This window comes from Mesorhizobium sp. WSM4821, from assembly GCF_055901555.1.
Genome location: NZ_CM148371.1, coordinates 4,502,190 through 4,518,797, shown reverse-complemented (window position 1 = coordinate 4,518,797; position 16,608 = coordinate 4,502,190). Strand labels below are relative to the sequence as shown.

Here is a 16,608-nt window from a genome sequence, read left to right as displayed (position 1 = left end):
GATAACGGATCGTCCAGACAAATGTAACTGTCCCACAGTGACGAAATGGCCGGCCTATGCGGTCGGTCGCGATCTCGCTGACGACCGCTTTGCGGTTGCGGCTGGATCAGGAATCGGACAACCGCGAAACGTCGACCTCACTGAACCACGACTCTTGGCACGGCCACTACCTTCAATGTAGTCGCCGACCGAAGCCGACCGTCCGCGTGCCGGTCGTATCATCCCTTCCACATCGTCGATCGGAGGACAGCCTGCATATGTTCTGCGAGGTCGAGTTCGCCGCGCGCCTCGATCTCTAAAAGATATCGGGCCTTGGCCAGGCGATCGCCTTCCGTGACCGCAGCATAGCTGCAGATGGCGAGCAGCGCGCTCTCCTCCTCCCGGCTGGCTGTGGCGGAGGCGCTTCTGCCACCGCCTGTGTCGTGCAGGGCAACGCCGAAGGACGAGTATGCTGTCTTGTGCACGTCGATCAGCGTTCGCAATTTGTTGGACGGTTCTGGGTCTTGGCCCGACGGCCCTGTGCCGAGTGCAGTTGTCGCAACCGTCGAGGCGACGACTGCGCTGCCGGAGTGGAAGAGCAAGGCGCGGCGGTTGATCCTGGACGTGGCGAACTCTCCATTTGCTTCGAGGGCCATCGAGACGTTGACCTAACACTATCAGACCGTAACACACCGGTTTGCGCATTCGTGTCAGGATGGAAGGGTCCCGCGGCAGCCGACAGCCACTGCTGCTGGGCCATGCGCAGCGCCGGCATCTCGGATTGGATACCGCGCCCTATCGCAGAGCCGCAACGAAGACCGCCCAGGCAGCCGTGCCGCCGATTGCAAGTCGCCGCAAGCCAGGTCGACGATATTCTGACGTTGAGGTCCACCAGCTCAGCTGCCTGCCCGAGTCCCGGGTGCAGCCACGGCGACAGCGATCCGGCCTTGTGGCCAACGCGGCCCAGCCGCCCGAGGACGGGCAGTCAGGTCCGGCTGCTCGCACACGCCGCGGCGCCACACATGTCGCAACCTCAACTCTTCGGCAGCGCGAAATAAATCGACCGTTTTCCGCCCTTCAACGGCCGGTTTTGGCGAACGTCGAAGTGCTCCCAAAGCAGGGTTTCGAAGACGTCGAGCCGGTAGTCGTCGTATTGATCGTCCTTGTTGCGCAGCAACATCTCGACCATCTCGTCGTCGCGGTCGACAAACTCGATGACAAGTGCCGTGCCTAACCCGGCCAGCCAGCGGATGAAGTCCGCAATCGGGATATTCGAGCTGATCACGACGTGATGGATCAGGGCGAGGCAGAGCGTGAGGTCCGGCCTGCCCCGGTCCGGCAAGGATTTCCGTTCCGTGCCCCGCCAGCCCTGGCCCGGTGACGGATCCGACAGGTTGACGACGAGCGGCAGGATCGAGCCGCGGTCGGGTCGTTCCTTCTGTTCCTGATACAGATGCTCTATAGCCATCCAGTCGCCGTCCATCGCCACCACATAGTCGGCGTGCTCGGCGGCGATGCGCGAGAAGGTGCCCGAGTTGCAGCCGAGGTCCCAGACGCGCCGCCATCGGCGGAAACCGGCTGCGTCGCGCACAAAGGCGCATTTCGCTTCGTATTCCGCCTCGCCGTAGCTGTGCGTCCGCGCGTAATCGTGCCACACGGTCTTGCTGCCTCCAGGCTTCATCCGCGAGATGATCTTCCGGAGATTGCGCACGTTGCGCACGATCAGCGTCTTGTCGAAGCCAGCCTGCGCCAGCGTGCCTCTGACGTTCTGCTCCTTGCCGGAATAACGGCGCTGGAGCGCGTTTTGCGCCACGACATGCATCATGACGCCAGGTCGCATCAGATCTCGGTGAGACAGCAGCGGACGCAGGGATCCAGCCGACATGCCGTCGAGGCTGCCGCGCAGCCACGGTCGAAAATCGATCCCCTTATAGGCTTGCAACATGAGCGGATAGAGGAACAATTCGCAGAATTGCCGATATGCGACCCAAGGCTGCCCAGCCTCCAGCACTTCGAAAGACGGGATGTCGATGAAGACCGGCTGCGCCCCATGCCATTGCACATTGTAGGCGGAGGAATCCTTCAGGATGAACCCTTCGTCGAGCGCTGCCAGCATGAGATCGAGATGCAGCAGAGCCGCATCCTTCAGCATCCCGTACGTCCATTCATAGGGATAGGAAACGAAGGGGATCGGGGCGTGCTTGAGAACGGCGGTCCATGCCTCGCCGCCTCCTTTCCCCACTTTCGGCTCGCCGACCCTTTCGGTCTGGACAATGCTTCCGCGCGACATGAAGTCCTGGAAGAATCGGGTGGCGATCAGGCGTTCCCAGTTTGCCAAAGCTCTCGCGCTGATGCCGCGGAAGATCTCGCCGTCGTGGTAAAATACAGAACCGTTCCGGTCGCGGTATGAGCCGGCTTCCAGCTTGAAAATACGTTCGGCGGGCGCGTGGCTTGGCAGTACGGCGACGGACGGCATGGCGCGTCTACCGGCTGCGGTCATTCGCGTCCGCGCTCCGCTTGCTGGAGACTTGCTTGCCCTTCGCCACTCGCCGGTCCACGCCGATCAGCAAAAGAAACTTGTGCCAGTAGAGCTTGCCGGCGAGGGCAACACCCGCAACGCCGCCCAACAACACCTGCAGGATAATGCTGCCGGTGCCAGGATCGAGATAGGCATAGGCCGATGATGTCGACATGCCCAAGACCATCACGGCCATCGCAAGGCGGAAGCTCTGAGCGCCTAAGTTGTGCATCTGAACGTTCTCCCTGATGGAAACCGCCCGCCGAAATGCTGATCGTGTCTGTAGCCTATGCGGGAACGCATACCGTCACAAATAGTTCATTGAAACGTCACAAAATTTTCCGTGACTCTGACCCACCGCGGAACAGACTGGCGCGATGCAAGACAAGGCTCAGATCAGCCATCAGACGGACGAGGCCGACGCTCCCCTGCGGCGTTCGACCGGCCTTTGGAGCATCAGTGCTCTCCCCCTTCATCCCTTTCTGTTTGCCGCGGCGTCCGTATTCAGGCTCTACGCTTCCAATCTTCGGGAGTTGTATTTTTCCGATGTGGCGGCTGCCCTCGCCGCGGCTCTTGGCGGGGCGTTCGTTCTGTTCCTCGCTTTTGGCTCGATCCTCAGGACGCTCGGGGCAAAGGCGTCAATTCTTGCCAGCGCCGCGCTCGTGGCAGGCCTCTTCTACATCGAGATCGTGGATGCGGCGAACCGGCACCTTGGGATTGGCCTGTCGCCGGTTGCCGCTTTGCCGGTCATCCTGGCGATACTGGCTTTCATAGCCGTCGCGGTAGCACGGCCGCGTATCGATTTTACACCGGCGAACGCCGTTCTGAACGGCATCGCCTTCGCTCTCTTCATTTTTCCGGCCTGGCAGGTCGCGTCGTATGAGTTGACGGCCGGCCGCGGTTCGCTTGTCGCCAAAGCCTTCGACGACAGCGCGCACGCGGCTGAAACGTCTCTGGTGGCCGATCCGGCAAAAGCGAGGAATACGCCCGATATCTACTACTTCATCTTCGATCGATATGGCTCGGAATCGACCCTCGCCGAATACTACGGCTTCGACAACAGCGAACTGATCGATTTCCTGAAAGCGAAGGGGTTCTACGTCGCGTCCGACAGCCACGCCAATTACCTGAAGACCGCTCACTCGCTCGCTTCGACTTTCGACATGCGCTATCTCGATTTTCTCAAGCAGGATCCGCGGAGCAAGATCGGCGACTGGCACCCGATCTACGACCTCCTCAAAGTCCATCGCGTCGGACGCTTCCTGAAGTCCGTTGGATACAAGTTCGTCCAGATCGGAGCCTGGTGGGGTCCAACCCAGTACAACCGTTCCGCCGATGAAAACCACAGCTTCGGGTTTGGTGAATTCGACAATCAGTATCTTGGCAAGACCATCATCCCGCCGATCCTCGACGCCGTGGCGCCGGCCAGCACCTACGCCAGGCGTCTGCAATGGGAAAATGGCCAGTGCCAGCGCGTGCCGCGCCAGATCGAGAAGGTCAAGCAAGTCGGAGAGCGGAACGAAACCACCTTCGTATTCGCGCACATACTGGTGCCGCACGATCCGTACGCGTTCAGCCCGGACGGACAATGCCTGTCATTCGAGAAGGCCATGCAGCGCACCGAGCGGGAGGGCTATGTCGAGCAGGTGCGTTATGCCAATTCACTGATCAAGGACTTCGTCTCTGCACTGCTCGCCAAGGAAGGTCCCAAGCCGATCATCATCATCCAGGCGGACGAAGGACCGTTCCCTGCGCGATATCGCAGCGGCGATCTCTCCTGGCATGAGGCCACTGTCGACGAGCTCAAGGCCAAGATGGGTATCCTGAATGCCTATTATTTTCCCGACGGCGACTATCGCGGCTTGGAGCAGCACGTCACTCCGGTGAATACGTTCAGGATCCTGTTCAACAAGTATTTCGGCACAAAGCTCGAACGCCTCCCAGACCGGGTTCTTGCGTTTCCAGACGTATTCAAGCTCTACGACTTCTACGACATAACTGACATCGTAGCCGGCCCGCGCCAGACGAAGGCGGCGAAGGACTCTGGAACAGAGTAAAGCTAAAAATCGCGGCCCGGCCCGTAGTCGCCGATCTGCGCAATATGCGAGACCATGCCGGTCTCCGGCGACCAGACATGGAGTGCAAAGCCCGGAGGCTCGAGGATAAATCGGAGGGGCTGGCCCGGGCGAAGATCAAGCGCCAGCTGATGCGCGACTCCGGGCACGATGAGGCCGACCGTGCCGGCCCAGCGACGGGTGATGGTGCGATGGTGGTGGCCCGCGACGATGCGCTCGATTTCAGAATGGCTTTCGACAAGCTCCGCGAACGCGCTGTCAGTTCGGCACATTGTGGCATCCATCCCGCTGACGCCGGTCGCAAAAGGCGGGTGATGCATGAAGACCAGCGTCGGGCGATGGTTGCCTTCGGCGAGACGCTCGGCAAGCCAGGCTGCCCGTGCCGCGCAGATCGCACCACCGACCTGTCCCGGCATGACCGTATCGAGGCCGATGAGCCGAACCGAAAAATCCTCGACAACGAAATGCAGGAAATCCTCGTCCTGGAGCAGATACGGATAGGTTCCCGCAAGGCAGTCGCGCATCGTCTCGCGCCGGTCGTGATTGCCGGGAATGACGAACACCGGCATCGACAGACGGGACAGTAAGTCAGCCGCGAGAGCGTATTCTTCCGGGCGCCCGCCATCGGCAAGATCGCCGGTGACGAGGACGCAGTCGGGAGCGGGGTCCAGTGCTGCGATCGTGTCGATAGCGCGCCGGGTCATGGCATGGGTATCGATACCGGCATATGCGGTTTGGCCGATGGGACGGAGATGGAAGTCGCCGATCTGCGCAATGAGCATGCAGGAAATCCGACTGGGGTAACGGGGCGCTGCTTGGCGGCGCGCGCGGTGGACGGATCGGCAACGTGCGAAGCCCGCGACTTTACCGAGCCCTCCTATCTCATCAGAGCCTGACTTTCCTGACAAGGCATTCGAAGACCCCGGCCCACGACGGAGCGCCAGCCAGGCGGTCCCCTCGCCTCGGTCCGTCGTGCGTATCCCTAGGCGGACGGCGCCGATTCCCTATGGCAATCTGTCGCATCCTGCGGCCGATACTAATCGATTATATTCACAACCACATTACAGGCTGTTACAGTTTGTGTATCATCCACTTTGCCGCATGACTCAGGCACCACGGTCGGGGAATAACAGAAACGCATGCTGACACGACGCGAGCTTCTCAGGGCTGGGGGCGCCCTTGCCCTCGTAACGCCTTTCTCGGGCTTTGCTGCGACGACTGCGCGGGCGACGGGAAACCCGATCTTCCGCTTCGGCGTCGTCGCCGATCCGCAATACGCTCCGATTGCGCCCAGCGGCACCCGTTACTATTCCAATTCGCTCTGGAAACTCAGCGAAGCGGTGGCGGCCTTCAATGCGGAAGATCTTGAATTCGTCGTCACCCTGGGCGATATCATCGACCGGGACTGGGGGAGCTACGGACACGTCCTCCCGCTTTACAAGGCACTCAAGCACCCAAACTTCTTCCTCCTCGGGAACCACGATTTCGCAGTGGCTAGCGACTACCTGACGTCGGTCCTGCAAACGCTCGGTCTCCAGCGCGCCTATTACGACTTCGTCGGGGGCGGCCATCGTTTCATCGTCGTCGACGGCAACGAAATCAGCCTTTTCGCCAATCTCGAGGGCAGCGAGAACCACGCGGCGGCAAAAAGACGGATCGCCGAGATGAAAACCGCCGGTGCAGGCAACGGCCACATCTGGAACGGCGGCATATCGGATACTCAGTTCGCGTGGATCGAGCAGGTGCTGAACAAGGCGCGAGCGGCCGGCGAAAGAGTGATAGTGATGGGACACTACCCCATCTACCCGCTCAACTATCACAATCTGTGGGACGACGCTCGGCTGGTCGACCTCCTGACCAGCTACGACAACTTCCTCCTGTATATCAACGGCCACAATCACGCCGGCAATTTCGGAGCGGTCGGTCGCAAGTATTTCGTCAATCTCAAGGGTATGGTCGAGACGCCGGACACCACAGCCTTTTCGATCGTCGACGTCTACGATGACCGGATAGATATCCGCGCTTTTGGTGTCGAAGTCCCGCGCACCCTGTCCCTTTGAGATCGGTCTTTTCAATCAGCCTGTCCAGTATACGCGAAGTTGTGCGCACGTTTCCGTCAGGTGATCTCGTCCGAGCGGTCGTTCACATAGGCGATCCGCTTCTGGACGGTGGCCCGCAAGGCGTCGTTGATACGGTCCTGCCAGCCCGGTCCATCCGCCTGGAAATAATCCAGGACAGCCCGATCAATCCTGATTGAAACAAGCTCTCTGACATCTGGAACAGCTGCGGTTTCGCGAACCGGTGCGGCCGGCTTCTTGGTTGGCTTGAAGGCGGCTTCGGCGGCAGCCATTGGATTTGTCGGTCGGCGTGGAGGATTTGCCATTGTGTGTCCTGACTGGAGATAACGAACCGGAGGAGACATCCAACGCAATGCACATCTCAATTCCTCGGCGCTGCCTGGAACAGCGATTCGAGTATTGACGCAAGACATGGTAGTCTCTCGCCTGGATCCTCGGGGAGGAGGAAATGCGCGCCATTGCATTATTTGCCGGCGTGTTGGTGGCTACGCCCTCGATGGCGGGTGAGCAACTGGTCTTTTATACTGCCAACTTTCCCGATGCGACGTCGGTCCAGCTTAGCGTGCGGAGCAATAGCGTCTCGCAAAGCGGGGACTATGACTTTGACGTCGCTATTGGCCTCCTCGAGACGGATGCGAACGGCGTCATCAGGTACGAAGATACCGGCAGGCACCATGCGCGCGTTCGCTGTGCCTACCCGGCGTATGTAGGCGTGGGTTCGCGCCGATATCCAGTGGAGATGCCTCTGAGCAGTTCCGCGCATGATTGGAAAGAAAATCTCTGGATAACGTTCTGCGCGTCGCCGTCATCGTGACATCGTTTTGCCCGGTCGGGCCAACGGCCGCCGCGGGTTGATTTTTCAACCCGCGGCGCTGGTCCCGGGTCACTTGATGTCGGTGACCGTGATGCGTCCGTTGACGCGGTCGGCTGTGAACTCGATCGCCTGACCCGCCTTGACCTTCTCGATCATACCGTCCTGCGCGACGACGAACACCATCGTCATCGCGGGCATGTCGAGATTGGTCAGCGGCTCATGCTTGATCGTCAGCTTCTGCTGTTTGGCGTCGACCTTGACGACTTCGCCCTTCACGTATTCCTGCGCAAGCGCGCTGCCGCCGATGGCGAGCATGAGCGCAAGTGTCGAGAGTGCCTTTATCAAGAGCGTCATGATTGCTTCCTTTGCGGTTTTGTCAGTCAGTTGGCGACGCTGATGTCGCCCTTCATTCCGGAATCGTAGTGACCCGGTATCAGACAGGCGAAACCGAATTCGCCGGCATTGGCGAAGGTCCAAATGATCTCGCCCCTGGCGCCGGGAGCCAGCCGGATCGAGTTGGGATCGGCATGCTCCATTTCGGGGAACTTCTCCATCAGCGCCTTGTGCTCCATGATCCCGTCATGGACGTCCATGACGAATTCATGGTCGGTCTGGCCCTTGTTGGCGAACTTCAGGCGAACGGTCTCACCCTTCTTCACCTTGAGCACGGCCGGTTGGAACAACATCGTCCCGTCGTCCTTTTCCGACATCGAGATGTTGACGGTCCGCTTTGCCTTGCCGGCCTCGCCAGGGTTGCCGATCGGCATTGCGGCGGCTTTGTCGCCATGGCCTCCGGCGTGGGTTCCGCCGGCAACAGCTGCTCCGGAACTGACCGCCATCAAGACGGCCGCTGCGATTATACGTTTCATGCTGCACTTTCTCTCTTTGTTGAGGTTGAGGGGTTTCGGGTTCTCATCCCTGTTTGCCGTGACCGCCATGCGTTGCCGGGGCCATCGTTTTTGCGTCGCCTGATTTGGTCGGAGCGGGCACATCTCCCTTCCATTCGTAAGCCACGGTTCCCTCCGGGTGCTGGTACCAGCCCGGATCGGCGTAATCGTTCGCGGACAGGCCTTCGCGCACCTTCACGACCGAGAACATGCCGCCCATCTCGATCGCGCCGAATTGCCCCCAACCAGTCATCATCGGGATGGTGTTGTCGGGAAGCGGCATCTCCATCTCGCCCATGTCGGCCATGCCGCGGTCGCCCATGGCCATGTATTCGGGCTGGACCTTGCGGATCTTGTCGGTGACCTTCGAGTTGTCGACGCCGATGAACGTTGGCACGTCGTGGCCCATGGCGTTCATCGTGTGGTGCGACTTATGGCAATGGATCGCCCAGTCGCCCTCGTATTTGGCTTCGAATTCATATGCCCGCATGGCGCCGACTGGGATGTCGATCGATACCTCCGGCCACCGCGCCTCCGGCCGGACCCAGCCGCCATCGGTGCAGGTCACCTCGAAGTCGTAGCCATGCATGTGGATCGGGTGATTGGTCATGGTCAAATTGCCGACACGGACCCTGACCCGGTCGTTTTTGGCCACCGGAAGATGACTGATCCCCGGAAAGACGCGGCTGTTCCAGCCCCAGAGATTGAAGTCCGTCATCTCCATGATGCGCGGGATGTACGACCCCGGTTCGATGTCGAAGGCGTTCAGCAGGAACACGAAATCGCGGTCCACCCGCATGAATTTCGGGTCTTTGGGATGAATGACGAAGAAGCCCATCATGCCCATGGCTATCTGGACCATTTCGTCGGCGTGCGGGTGGTACATGAATGTGCCGCTCTTCACGAGGTCGAACTCGTAGACGAAGGTCTTGCCGGGTGGGATTCCGGGCTGGGTCAGACCGGTCACGCCGTCCATGCCGTTCGGCAGGATCATGCCGTGCCAGTGGATGGTGGTGTGCTCGGGAAGCTTGTTGGTCACGAAGATGCGGACCCGATCGCCCTCGACTGCCTCTATGGTTGGGCCGGGAGATTGACCGTTGTAGCCCCAAAGATAGGCAGTCATGCCGGGCGACATCTCGCGCTCGACCGGCTCGGCCACCAGGTGGAACTCCTTCACGCCGTTGTTCATGCGATGCGGAAGGGTCCAGCCGTTGAGCGTCACGACCGGCTGGTAGCCCGGTCCGCTCGTCGGGAAGATCGGCGGCTGCATGTCGGGGGACTCCATGATTGGAGCGTCGGGGAGCCCCATCGCGGACGTTTTGGTCCATGCAGTGGTGCCGGCGAGCAGGGCTCCCGCGCCTAGCAACTGACGTCTTGAAAGCATTTTCTTCTCCTTGAGTCTCAGTGGCCTTCGGCGCCCGCTTCGGCAGCGGCCGGTGCGTCGCCGCCTGTGGCCGAGCTTGCGCCGCCGCCGTGGATGGCGGTTCCGAGATTGACGTCGGCCAGCCAGAAATTGCGCTTGGCGTTGAGGGAAAGCATGATCGAGCTGATTTTCGCGCGTGTGTCCGCCAGAAGCTCGAACGTGTTGGTGATCATGCCGTTGTAGGTGAGGACCGATTCCGCCTCGATCTTTGTTCGCAGCGGCACGACATTGTTCCAATAGTGCCGGGCAATGTCGTAGGTCGAACGGTAGGCGTCATAGGCGGACCTGGCCTCCGACCGGATATTGACTGCCTTTTCGGCCATCCGATTTGCAGCCTGCATATAGGCAAGCTCGGCCTTGCGCATTCGCGCCTTGCCGGTATCGAAAATCGGAATGACGAATTCGAGCTCCAGAGTGGGTGAGACAGTCTTCTCGGTTCCGCCCTCCTCAGACTCCTCGCGTTCCACCTCCACGCCGGAAAGCAGTTCCAGATCGGTGACGTAGCGCGTCGCCTCGGTCAGACCGTAGGACTTCGCCAGCGCTTCCAGCTCAAGCTTCGCGATCTCGAGGTCGACGCGATTTTTAAGCGCCTCCGCCTCGATCGCGCTTTTGGCGCTGGCGCCCTTCGGCAAGGCAGGAAGCATGTTTGGGACTGAGTAACTGACATCCGGTCCCCATAGACCCATCAGCCGGGTGAGTTCCTCCTTGGCAGTCCGTGCGGCGAGCCGCGCCTCCGCCGCCTGACCGGTGATCTCGGCATAAAAGACATGTTCGCGGGCTTGGCCGGTCTTTGTGAAGGCGCCGGTCTCGCCAAGTTTTTGAGCGAGTTCGGAGGCAGCGTCGGCGGCGGCTTGCGCCTTGTTCAGATAGGAAACGCTTTCCCAAGCCGATACCGCATTGATCCAGGCTCTCCGCGTGTCCGCGGCCAGCCGTAGCGTTTCTTCGGCGGCGCGGAGCTGGGCCTGACGGAAACGCGTATCCGCGACCGCGACGCGCCGCTTATGGGTCGCCAGCGCAAGGATGTTGCCGACCACCGCTCCTTCAATCGTCCGTACAGGATCGACGCCGATCATGCCGACCGAGATCGTCGGATTGACGAGCATCGATTCCTGCCACATGTCGGCCGCCGACAGGCCGATCTCGGCGTAGGCGGCCTGCAGGCCCTTGTTGTTGAGCAAGGCGACCTGAACCGCGGTGTCCGGGCCGATCGTCTTCTTCTGGACGAGGCGCTTCACGCGCTCCGAGACCGTTCGTGCTTCCTCGCTGGACTGCACCCACACTGTTTTCTTGCCAGTCACGGATCCGGCACGCGCCGCGACTGTCGTGAAGCCGGCCATGGGTTCTGAAATGCCATCAAGAGCCCCGCCGGTCGCGCATCCGGCGGCGATCAGCGGGATGGTTACGACCACAGCTGTGGTCAGGGGCCGGCGCTTCATGATCCGGCTCCCGGGTTCGCGGTACGACGCCGCCAATTCTGCGGATCGACAGGCTCCCGGTGGCGATAGTCGGCGACGACCGGGTGGTAGTGCGTATCACGGACGCCCATTACGGGATCGGCCGGGTTGAAGGTGGGAAGGATGTCCGGTGGCGTGGTTGCCGCACATCCGGCAACGAACAGCGAAGCGAGCATCGCGAAGCTTGCGATTTTCATAATAGACCTGAAACTTGACGTGTGCGTTTGGCCGCGCGGGAACGGATTCCCGACGCTGCGCGCGAACGCCCCGAAAAGGGCGCGTCAGGTCAGATGTCTGGGAGGCCTTATGAGCGCTGCGTACTCGCCGAGCGGCAAGGTGACGGCAACGACCGGCGCAAAGCAGCGGGAGACAACAAGCTCCAAGTCAGGGCAGTCGACCGGCACCGCATTCGCCGGCGCGCAATGGACTTCGCAGCTTTTGTCGGCGGATTGCTTGGCGCCGTGATGATGCTCCGACCTGTCCGTGTCGTCCGCCATGGCGCCGTGATCGCCCATGTCGTGTGCAGGTGTCTCGGCTTGGCTATCCACTCCCGCCTGGAAATCCGCTCCGGCATGAAAACCCGTGGCATTGGCTGTAGCGAACAGACCCGGCTGAAGAGCCGACATGACCAGGAACACGACCGCCAGCATTGCTCGGAGCCGTGTGTTTCCTAGGATCGCAATTCGACCAAGAGTCCTCATTGCACCTTTCCGACAATTGTTCGTCTGATTTGTCAAGGTCACCGCGGTCACTTTGCTGCAGCGCAACCAAAAGTGAACGCGACTGCCGGCCATTTCGGTTTACATCAGGCCCAGCACCGCTCCGGCGACAACCAGATAACGCGAAACCTTCGCGAGGGCGACGATTGCGACAAAGCTCCATAGTGGCTCGCGCAAAACCCCGGCGACCACTGTCAGCGGATCGCCGACGATCGGCATCCAGCTCAACAGGAGCGACCACCTTCCATAGCGGCGATACCAGGTCGTGGCACGGTTGAGCGTTGCGGGGCGCAGCGGAAACCAGGGCCTGTCCCGGAAGCGTTCGACCCCTCGACCAAGTCCCCAGTTTACCGCGGAGCCAAGGACGTTGCCTATGCTGGCGACAATAACCAGCATTGCTGGCGAGAAGGAACCGGTGGCAAGCAGCCCTGCAAGGGCGGCCTCCGACTGCGCCGGAAGGATGGTTGCCGCGGCGAAGGCAACGAGAAACAGGCCGCCGTAGACGGCAAGGACATCCATCTACGTTTCGCCTTGCGGAGCCGACTTCAGGGTTGCACGTCGATCACGACCATCAGTCCGCCACCGCCCTTCTCTTCGACATTGTTGTTGGTCGTATGATGCCCGATATGGCAGTGGACCAGCCATTTTCCGGGTCGACGTGCCTGCCAGACGACATCATAGCGTTGCCCTGGTCCGACGTTGACTGTGTCGGCAAGGAAACGTGCCGACTCCGGGACAGTCTCGCCGTCGCGGGCGACAATTTCGAATGGACCGCCGTGGATGTGCATCGGATGGATAAACCCATTGTTGGTGCCGATGAAGCGCACTTTAAGAGTTTCGCCGACCTTCATCCTGATCGTGTCCGTTGACGGATAGGCGCGGCCGTTGATGGTGAAATAATTCGGCTGCCCGCCGTCCATCGGCATCGCCGGGAAAGTCAGACCCTCCCGCATCAGCCATTCCTGAAGCTGGATAACATAATCGTGGTCGGCCGCAATCTCGTCCCGGGGATTGGCGGGATCGATGATGAGTGCTCCGTAGAGTCCAAGCGCCTGCTGGCGATCGACGTGGTCATGCGAGTGATAGAAATAGGTCCCCGATTGACCTGCCGTGAATTCGTATCGGTAGCTGCCGCCGGGCGCGATCGGTTCCTGCGTGATCTCGGCCGGACCATCCATTTCATTCGGCAGGATCAACCCGTGCCAGTGCAGGGTCGTGCTCTCCGGCAGGCGGTTCGTAACGTTGATGCGCACCCGATCGCCTTGCCGGATATGCAACCGTGGGCCCGGAACCTGGTTGTTGATCGCATAGGCGTCGACTTTCACGTCCGGCAGGATCGCCCAGCGGATAACCGACGTTTCCAGATCGAACACCTTCACCCCGTTCTCTATCCTGGGTTCCAGTTCCCGATCGCCATGCACGTCCAGCCCGTAGCTGGCGGAAACCTCGCGAGGATGCACGGCGGCCATGTCCAGCATGGCTGCAGCCGGCGTGTCGCGGTCCATGATCATGCCGGGCGGCATGATGGCGCCGCCGACGTCTCGTACGCTGAGGGCGAGGTTCACCCAATTGGCCGGAGCGACCATGCCGAGCGCCAGCGTAAGCACGGACACGCCTCCGAAGGCCGCGAGTTGCGGCACAGTTGCATCCGGCTCCCTCCGGTGACCGCCATGCGGACCACGCAACCCGCCATTGCCGTGGGAGGAGCCGTGGCCGGATCGGGGATGGCCGGTCTCTGGGTCGCCGCCTGGGTTGCCCTGTCCCGGTTTGGCGTGCCCGGGGTTGGCGTGCCCGTCGAGGCGTGTATGAGGGTGACGGCGCCTCGCTACCGCCGCTACTGCACCGCCATGCGCGCGCTCGCGCTCCCTCGCCTTGTCGGATTGCGGTTCGCGTTCGGTCATCAGCCCGTGTTTGAGGCCACCCGCCACCATCCATACGTTGGACGGATAGGCGATGATGAAGCCAACGATCACGCCGAGCGACATGACGCCCCAGAACAGGAGCTCGGCCGGGTCCATGGCCCGCATGTCGCTGCCCATCATCAGGAAGCTCATGACTGGAGCCATGCCTGCCATCATGAAATTCATGCTGATGAATTCCGGCATGAAGCTCTTGCGGACATTCTCCCAATAGCTGCCGCCCATCATCGACTTCATGAACAGTGCCTGGAAGATGAACAGCCCGAAGGCGAATCCGGCAACGTACTCAACGATGAGATCGATCCACATCGGCAACCCGAGCGTGGCGGTGATCGCTGCCGCGAGTATGATGCCGGTAGCGTCTCCGGCCACGCAGTGGATCGTCGAGCCAACGCCTTGCTTCCAGAGCGGTTTGGTGAACGCCTCGTGTTCGCCCGGCCGCGGCTCCTTGTCGGCCAGCACGTAAATCAACAGCCCCAGCGGTCCCATATAGAGCGTGACCAGGATGAAACCCCATTTCATCACCACCGGTTCGGGATTGTTGCGGAACTGGTCCCACGCCACATAAGCCGTACTGAGGCCCGCAAGAACGAACCAGACTGCAAGGAAGTAGTCGACGGGCTGCACGAACATTGCGGAACTCCTGTTGGTTTACCCTCCATTGAACTAGCTTGGCGCCGGACCGTCCCAGGACGGTTAATGTTGCCTCGTGGAGCGCCGCTTCCGCGTCCGCCACCGCATCGCGGAGAGATAACCCTTCCAGTTGCTGGAAGCTCAAGCTCAAGAGTTGCCGCCAGCCAATCGCCGATCCATGATCTCAAAGAAGATCACGGAGAATGAGTTCCCTGCGCGTTCTCCGCTCCTTGACACTCCGCCATTTTCGCGGCAGTTTTCGATCAATAGGTCAGACCAATTTACCGATCCGAGGTCAGCCCGATGAGTCTGTTGAAGTAGAACTGGGTGACAATGCCGATCCAGGCCGTTGAACCGCGTCGACTTTACCGGCAGATCGCCGATCAGCTCAGACAGTTGATCGACGCGGGCGAGTTCGCGGTCGGCGATCGCCTGCCGACCGAACGCGAATTGGCCGATCAACTGGGCATCTCCCGCCCGACCGTACGTGAAGCGCTGATCGCGCTCGAGGTCGAGGGGCGGATACGCATTCGCGTCGGCTCCGGCATCTACGTCACCGATCCGCCACGCGCCGACGTTTTGGCGGCAGAGATGGATGAAGGCCCATTCGAATTGTTGCGGGCACGTGAATTCATCGAGGGAGCAATCGCCGCCGAAGCCGCCGTCCATGTTCGGCCGGTCGACCTCGAATGCATGGACGACGTGTTGCGCCGCATGGAAGACATCCCTCACCCAACCAAGATGACGATCGCGCTTGACCGCGAGTTCCATACGACGGTGGCGGGAATTCTGGGAAACGCTGTCCTGGTGCGCTGCATCGGCGAGCTTTTCGACCAGCGCATGAACCCATATTTCGAGCGGCTGTCGAGCTATTTCGAGAACAGGGATTCCTGGCAGGTCGCCGCTAAGGAGCACCGCGCGGTGCGCGACGCGATCGCGTCGTGCGAGCCCGAAAGGGCGAAGGCCGCCATGCAGGAACATCTGCGCCAGTCGCAACTGAGATTCTCACGCAATTTCGATGAGAAATCCGTGGCCAGGGAGGTCGCGGAATAGGAGGCGGCCGGCCGGGAGGATCCAGTCGGCACACAATCACAGGGAGGAATATGATGCTGAGAAAATACGCCGTTCTGCTCGGCACGATCGCCGCGATCGCTCTGCCCATGGCTTCGGCCTCTGCACAAACCGCGCTGAAATGGGCTCACGTCTACGAAACGTCCGAACCTTTCCACACGGAATCGGTGTGGGCAGCGGAAGAGATCAAGAAGCGCACCGACGGCCGCTATACGATCGACGTCTTCCCGGCTTCGCAGCTCGGCAAGGAATCCGACATCAACCAGGGGCTGACCCTCGGCACGGTCGACATCATTATCTCCGGATCGAGCTTTGCGGCGCGCGAATATCCGCCGATCGGCGTGACCTACTTCCCGTTCACCTTCCGTGACGCCGATCATCTGCTCGCTTACACCAAGAGCGACAAATACAAGGAATTGACCGGCGGCTACGAAGAGGCGTCCGGGCATCACATCACGGCGACCACCTACTACGGCACGCGTCACACGACCTCCAACCGGCCGATCGAGAAATGCGCCGACATGCAGGGCCTGAAGATCCGCGTGCCTGATGTGCCGGCCTATCTCGCGATGCCGCGCGCCTGCGGGGCCAACACCGCGCCGATCGCCTTCGCCGAGGTCTACCTCGCCTTGCAGCAGGGCACGGTGGAAGCGCAGGAAAACCCGCTGACGACGATTGACGCCAAGAAGTTCTACGAGGTGCAGAAGCACATTATCCTGACCGGGCACATCGTCGATCATCTCAACACGATCGTCTCGCAATCGCGCTGGTCGCAATTGTCGGACGAGGACAAGGCGATCTTCACCGAGGTGATGCAGGAAGCCGCCGCGCGAGTGACAAAGATCATCGTCGATCGCGAAAAGGCCCTGGTTGAGACCTTCAAGGAGCGCGGTCTCACCGTCACCGAAGTCGATCGCGCCGATTTCGAAAAGAACGTGATGGAGAAGGTGACGTTCGACGAATTCGGCTACCGCAAGGAAGACTGGGAGGCGATCCGCGCCGTCAAGTAGCCTTCAATCCGGGCCCGGCGCGACAAGC

18 protein-coding genes are annotated in these 16,608 nt (G+C 60.9%); 5 read left to right on the top strand and 13 right to left on the bottom strand.

Annotated elements, in window-relative coordinates:
* Positions 1-218 precede the first annotated feature (218 nt).
* The 3 genes from AC0NID_RS21890 to AC0NID_RS21880 form a co-directional block, all read right to left on the bottom strand.
* Positions 219-635, bottom strand: a complete 417-nt coding sequence (locus AC0NID_RS21890; protein WP_473456333.1) for a hypothetical protein — start codon at positions 633-635, stop codon at positions 219-221.
* A 377-nt stretch (positions 636-1,012) separates the two neighbouring features.
* Positions 1,013-2,479 carry a methyltransferase domain-containing protein gene (locus AC0NID_RS21885; protein ID WP_473456334.1) on the bottom strand — a complete coding sequence of 489 codons (1,467 nt, stop codon included), beginning with the start codon at positions 2,477-2,479 and terminating at the stop codon, positions 1,013-1,015.
* Positions 2,463-2,729, bottom strand: a complete 267-nt coding sequence (locus AC0NID_RS21880) for a hypothetical protein (protein ID WP_473456335.1) — start codon at positions 2,727-2,729, stop codon at positions 2,463-2,465. Before AC0NID_RS21880 ends, AC0NID_RS21885 begins: the two co-directional genes overlap by 17 nt.
* Positions 2,730-2,874: 145 nt before the next feature.
* Here AC0NID_RS21880 and AC0NID_RS21875 point away from each other — a divergent pair, with 145 nt between their 5' ends.
* On the top strand, positions 2,875-4,554 hold the full coding sequence (locus tag AC0NID_RS21875; RefSeq protein WP_473456336.1) for a sulfatase-like hydrolase/transferase: 1,680 nt from the start codon (positions 2,875-2,877) through the stop codon (positions 4,552-4,554).
* Between the two features lie 2 nt (positions 4,555-4,556).
* On the opposite strand, the gene AC0NID_RS21870 is transcribed toward AC0NID_RS21875, so the two are convergent.
* Entirely contained in the window at positions 4,557-5,354 is a 798-nt protein-coding gene (locus AC0NID_RS21870; RefSeq protein WP_473456337.1) for a phosphodiesterase, read from the bottom strand.
* Between the two features lie 357 nt (positions 5,355-5,711).
* Here AC0NID_RS21870 and AC0NID_RS21865 point away from each other — a divergent pair, with 357 nt between their 5' ends.
* Positions 5,712-6,632 (top strand): metallophosphoesterase, encoded by a 921-nt coding sequence (locus tag AC0NID_RS21865; protein ID WP_473456338.1) that lies wholly within the window; start codon positions 5,712-5,714, stop codon positions 6,630-6,632.
* A gap of 56 nt (positions 6,633-6,688) precedes the next feature.
* On the opposite strand, the gene AC0NID_RS21860 is transcribed toward AC0NID_RS21865, so the two are convergent.
* A complete protein-coding gene (locus tag AC0NID_RS21860) occupies positions 6,689-6,955 on the bottom strand; it encodes a BrnA antitoxin family protein (protein ID WP_473456339.1) in 267 nt (88 codons plus the stop codon).
* 143 nt (positions 6,956-7,098) lie between these two features.
* Here AC0NID_RS21860 and AC0NID_RS21855 point away from each other — a divergent pair, with 143 nt between their 5' ends.
* Entirely contained in the window at positions 7,099-7,464 is a 366-nt protein-coding gene (locus AC0NID_RS21855) for a hypothetical protein (RefSeq protein WP_473456340.1), read from the top strand.
* Between the two features lie 69 nt (positions 7,465-7,533).
* On the opposite strand, the gene AC0NID_RS21850 is transcribed toward AC0NID_RS21855, so the two are convergent.
* From AC0NID_RS21850 to AC0NID_RS21815, 8 genes are all read right to left on the bottom strand, one after another.
* The gene (locus tag AC0NID_RS21850; protein WP_473456341.1) at positions 7,534-7,818 is read right to left on the bottom strand and encodes a copper-binding protein; all 285 of its coding nucleotides are present in this window, start codon (positions 7,816-7,818) and stop codon (positions 7,534-7,536) included.
* A 26-nt stretch (positions 7,819-7,844) separates the two neighbouring features.
* Positions 7,845-8,333 carry a cupredoxin domain-containing protein gene (locus tag AC0NID_RS21845; RefSeq protein ID WP_473456342.1) on the bottom strand — a complete coding sequence of 163 codons (489 nt, stop codon included), beginning with the start codon at positions 8,331-8,333 and terminating at the stop codon, positions 7,845-7,847.
* Positions 8,334-8,376: 43 nt separating this feature from the next.
* The gene (locus tag AC0NID_RS21840) at positions 8,377-9,735 is read right to left on the bottom strand and encodes a multicopper oxidase family protein (protein ID WP_473458023.1); all 1,359 of its coding nucleotides are present in this window, start codon (positions 9,733-9,735) and stop codon (positions 8,377-8,379) included.
* A gap of 17 nt (positions 9,736-9,752) precedes the next feature.
* A complete protein-coding gene (locus AC0NID_RS21835; protein ID WP_473458021.1) occupies positions 9,753-11,210 on the bottom strand; it encodes a TolC family protein in 1,458 nt (485 codons plus the stop codon).
* Positions 11,207-11,425: a hypothetical protein gene (locus tag AC0NID_RS21830; RefSeq protein ID WP_473458020.1), complete on the bottom strand. Its 219-nt coding sequence runs from the start codon at positions 11,423-11,425 to the stop codon at positions 11,207-11,209. Before AC0NID_RS21830 ends, AC0NID_RS21835 begins: the two co-directional genes overlap by 4 nt.
* Positions 11,426-11,509: 84 nt before the next feature.
* Positions 11,510-11,878 carry a hypothetical protein gene (locus AC0NID_RS21825; protein WP_473458019.1) on the bottom strand — a complete coding sequence of 123 codons (369 nt, stop codon included), beginning with the start codon at positions 11,876-11,878 and terminating at the stop codon, positions 11,510-11,512.
* 150 nt (positions 11,879-12,028) lie between these two features.
* Entirely contained in the window at positions 12,029-12,466 is a 438-nt protein-coding gene (locus AC0NID_RS21820) for a YqaA family protein (protein ID WP_473458017.1), read from the bottom strand.
* A 26-nt stretch (positions 12,467-12,492) separates the two neighbouring features.
* A complete protein-coding gene (locus tag AC0NID_RS21815) occupies positions 12,493-14,499 on the bottom strand; it encodes a multicopper oxidase domain-containing protein (RefSeq protein WP_473458016.1) in 2,007 nt (668 codons plus the stop codon).
* Positions 14,500-14,832: 333 nt separating this feature from the next.
* Between AC0NID_RS21815 and AC0NID_RS21810 the strand changes: the two genes are divergently transcribed.
* The gene (locus AC0NID_RS21810) at positions 14,833-15,552 is read left to right on the top strand and encodes a FadR/GntR family transcriptional regulator (RefSeq protein WP_473458014.1); all 720 of its coding nucleotides are present in this window, start codon (positions 14,833-14,835) and stop codon (positions 15,550-15,552) included.
* A 53-nt stretch (positions 15,553-15,605) separates the two neighbouring features.
* Complete coding sequence (locus AC0NID_RS21805) at positions 15,606-16,580, top strand: sialic acid TRAP transporter substrate-binding protein SiaP (RefSeq protein ID WP_473458012.1); 975 nt, start codon at positions 15,606-15,608, stop codon at positions 16,578-16,580.
* Positions 16,581-16,608 lie beyond the last annotated feature (28 nt).

What these genes read in the sequence shown, in the direction of transcription:
- AC0NID_RS21885 (WP_473456334.1), bottom strand. Translation starts at nt 2,479, where the DNA reads ATGACCGCAGCCGGTAGACGCGCCATGCCGTCCGTCGCCGTACTGCCA.
- AC0NID_RS21820 (WP_473458017.1), bottom strand. Translation starts at nt 12,466, where the DNA reads ATGGATGTCCTTGCCGTCTACGGCGGCCTGTTTCTCGTTGCCTTCGCC.
- AC0NID_RS21860 (WP_473456339.1), bottom strand. Translation starts at nt 6,955, where the DNA reads ATGGCAAATCCTCCACGCCGACCGACAAATCCAATGGCTGCCGCCGAA.
- AC0NID_RS21830 (WP_473458020.1), bottom strand. Translation starts at nt 11,425, where the DNA reads ATGAAAATCGCAAGCTTCGCGATGCTCGCTTCGCTGTTCGTTGCCGGA.
- AC0NID_RS21825 (WP_473458019.1), bottom strand. Translation starts at nt 11,878, where the DNA reads ATGCTGGCGGTCGTGTTCCTGGTCATGTCGGCTCTTCAGCCGGGTCTG.
- AC0NID_RS21845 (WP_473456342.1), bottom strand. Translation starts at nt 8,333, where the DNA reads ATGAAACGTATAATCGCAGCGGCCGTCTTGATGGCGGTCAGTTCCGGA.
- AC0NID_RS21880 (WP_473456335.1), bottom strand. Translation starts at nt 2,729, where the DNA reads ATGCACAACTTAGGCGCTCAGAGCTTCCGCCTTGCGATGGCCGTGATG.
- AC0NID_RS21850 (WP_473456341.1), bottom strand. Translation starts at nt 7,818, where the DNA reads ATGACGCTCTTGATAAAGGCACTCTCGACACTTGCGCTCATGCTCGCC.
- AC0NID_RS21870 (WP_473456337.1), bottom strand. Translation starts at nt 5,354, where the DNA reads ATGCTCATTGCGCAGATCGGCGACTTCCATCTCCGTCCCATCGGCCAA.
- AC0NID_RS21875 (WP_473456336.1), top strand. Translation starts at nt 2,875, where the DNA reads ATGCAAGACAAGGCTCAGATCAGCCATCAGACGGACGAGGCCGACGCT.
- AC0NID_RS21835 (WP_473458021.1), bottom strand. Translation starts at nt 11,210, where the DNA reads ATGAAGCGCCGGCCCCTGACCACAGCTGTGGTCGTAACCATCCCGCTG.
- AC0NID_RS21805 (WP_473458012.1), top strand. Translation starts at nt 15,606, where the DNA reads ATGCTGAGAAAATACGCCGTTCTGCTCGGCACGATCGCCGCGATCGCT.
- AC0NID_RS21865 (WP_473456338.1), top strand. Translation starts at nt 5,712, where the DNA reads ATGCTGACACGACGCGAGCTTCTCAGGGCTGGGGGCGCCCTTGCCCTC.
- AC0NID_RS21890 (WP_473456333.1), bottom strand. Translation starts at nt 635, where the DNA reads ATGGCCCTCGAAGCAAATGGAGAGTTCGCCACGTCCAGGATCAACCGC.
- AC0NID_RS21840 (WP_473458023.1), bottom strand. Translation starts at nt 9,735, where the DNA reads ATGCTTTCAAGACGTCAGTTGCTAGGCGCGGGAGCCCTGCTCGCCGGC.
- AC0NID_RS21810 (WP_473458014.1), top strand. Translation starts at nt 14,833, where the DNA reads ATGCCGATCCAGGCCGTTGAACCGCGTCGACTTTACCGGCAGATCGCC.
- AC0NID_RS21815 (WP_473458016.1), bottom strand. Translation starts at nt 14,499, where the DNA reads ATGTTCGTGCAGCCCGTCGACTACTTCCTTGCAGTCTGGTTCGTTCTT.
- AC0NID_RS21855 (WP_473456340.1), top strand. Translation starts at nt 7,099, where the DNA reads ATGCGCGCCATTGCATTATTTGCCGGCGTGTTGGTGGCTACGCCCTCG.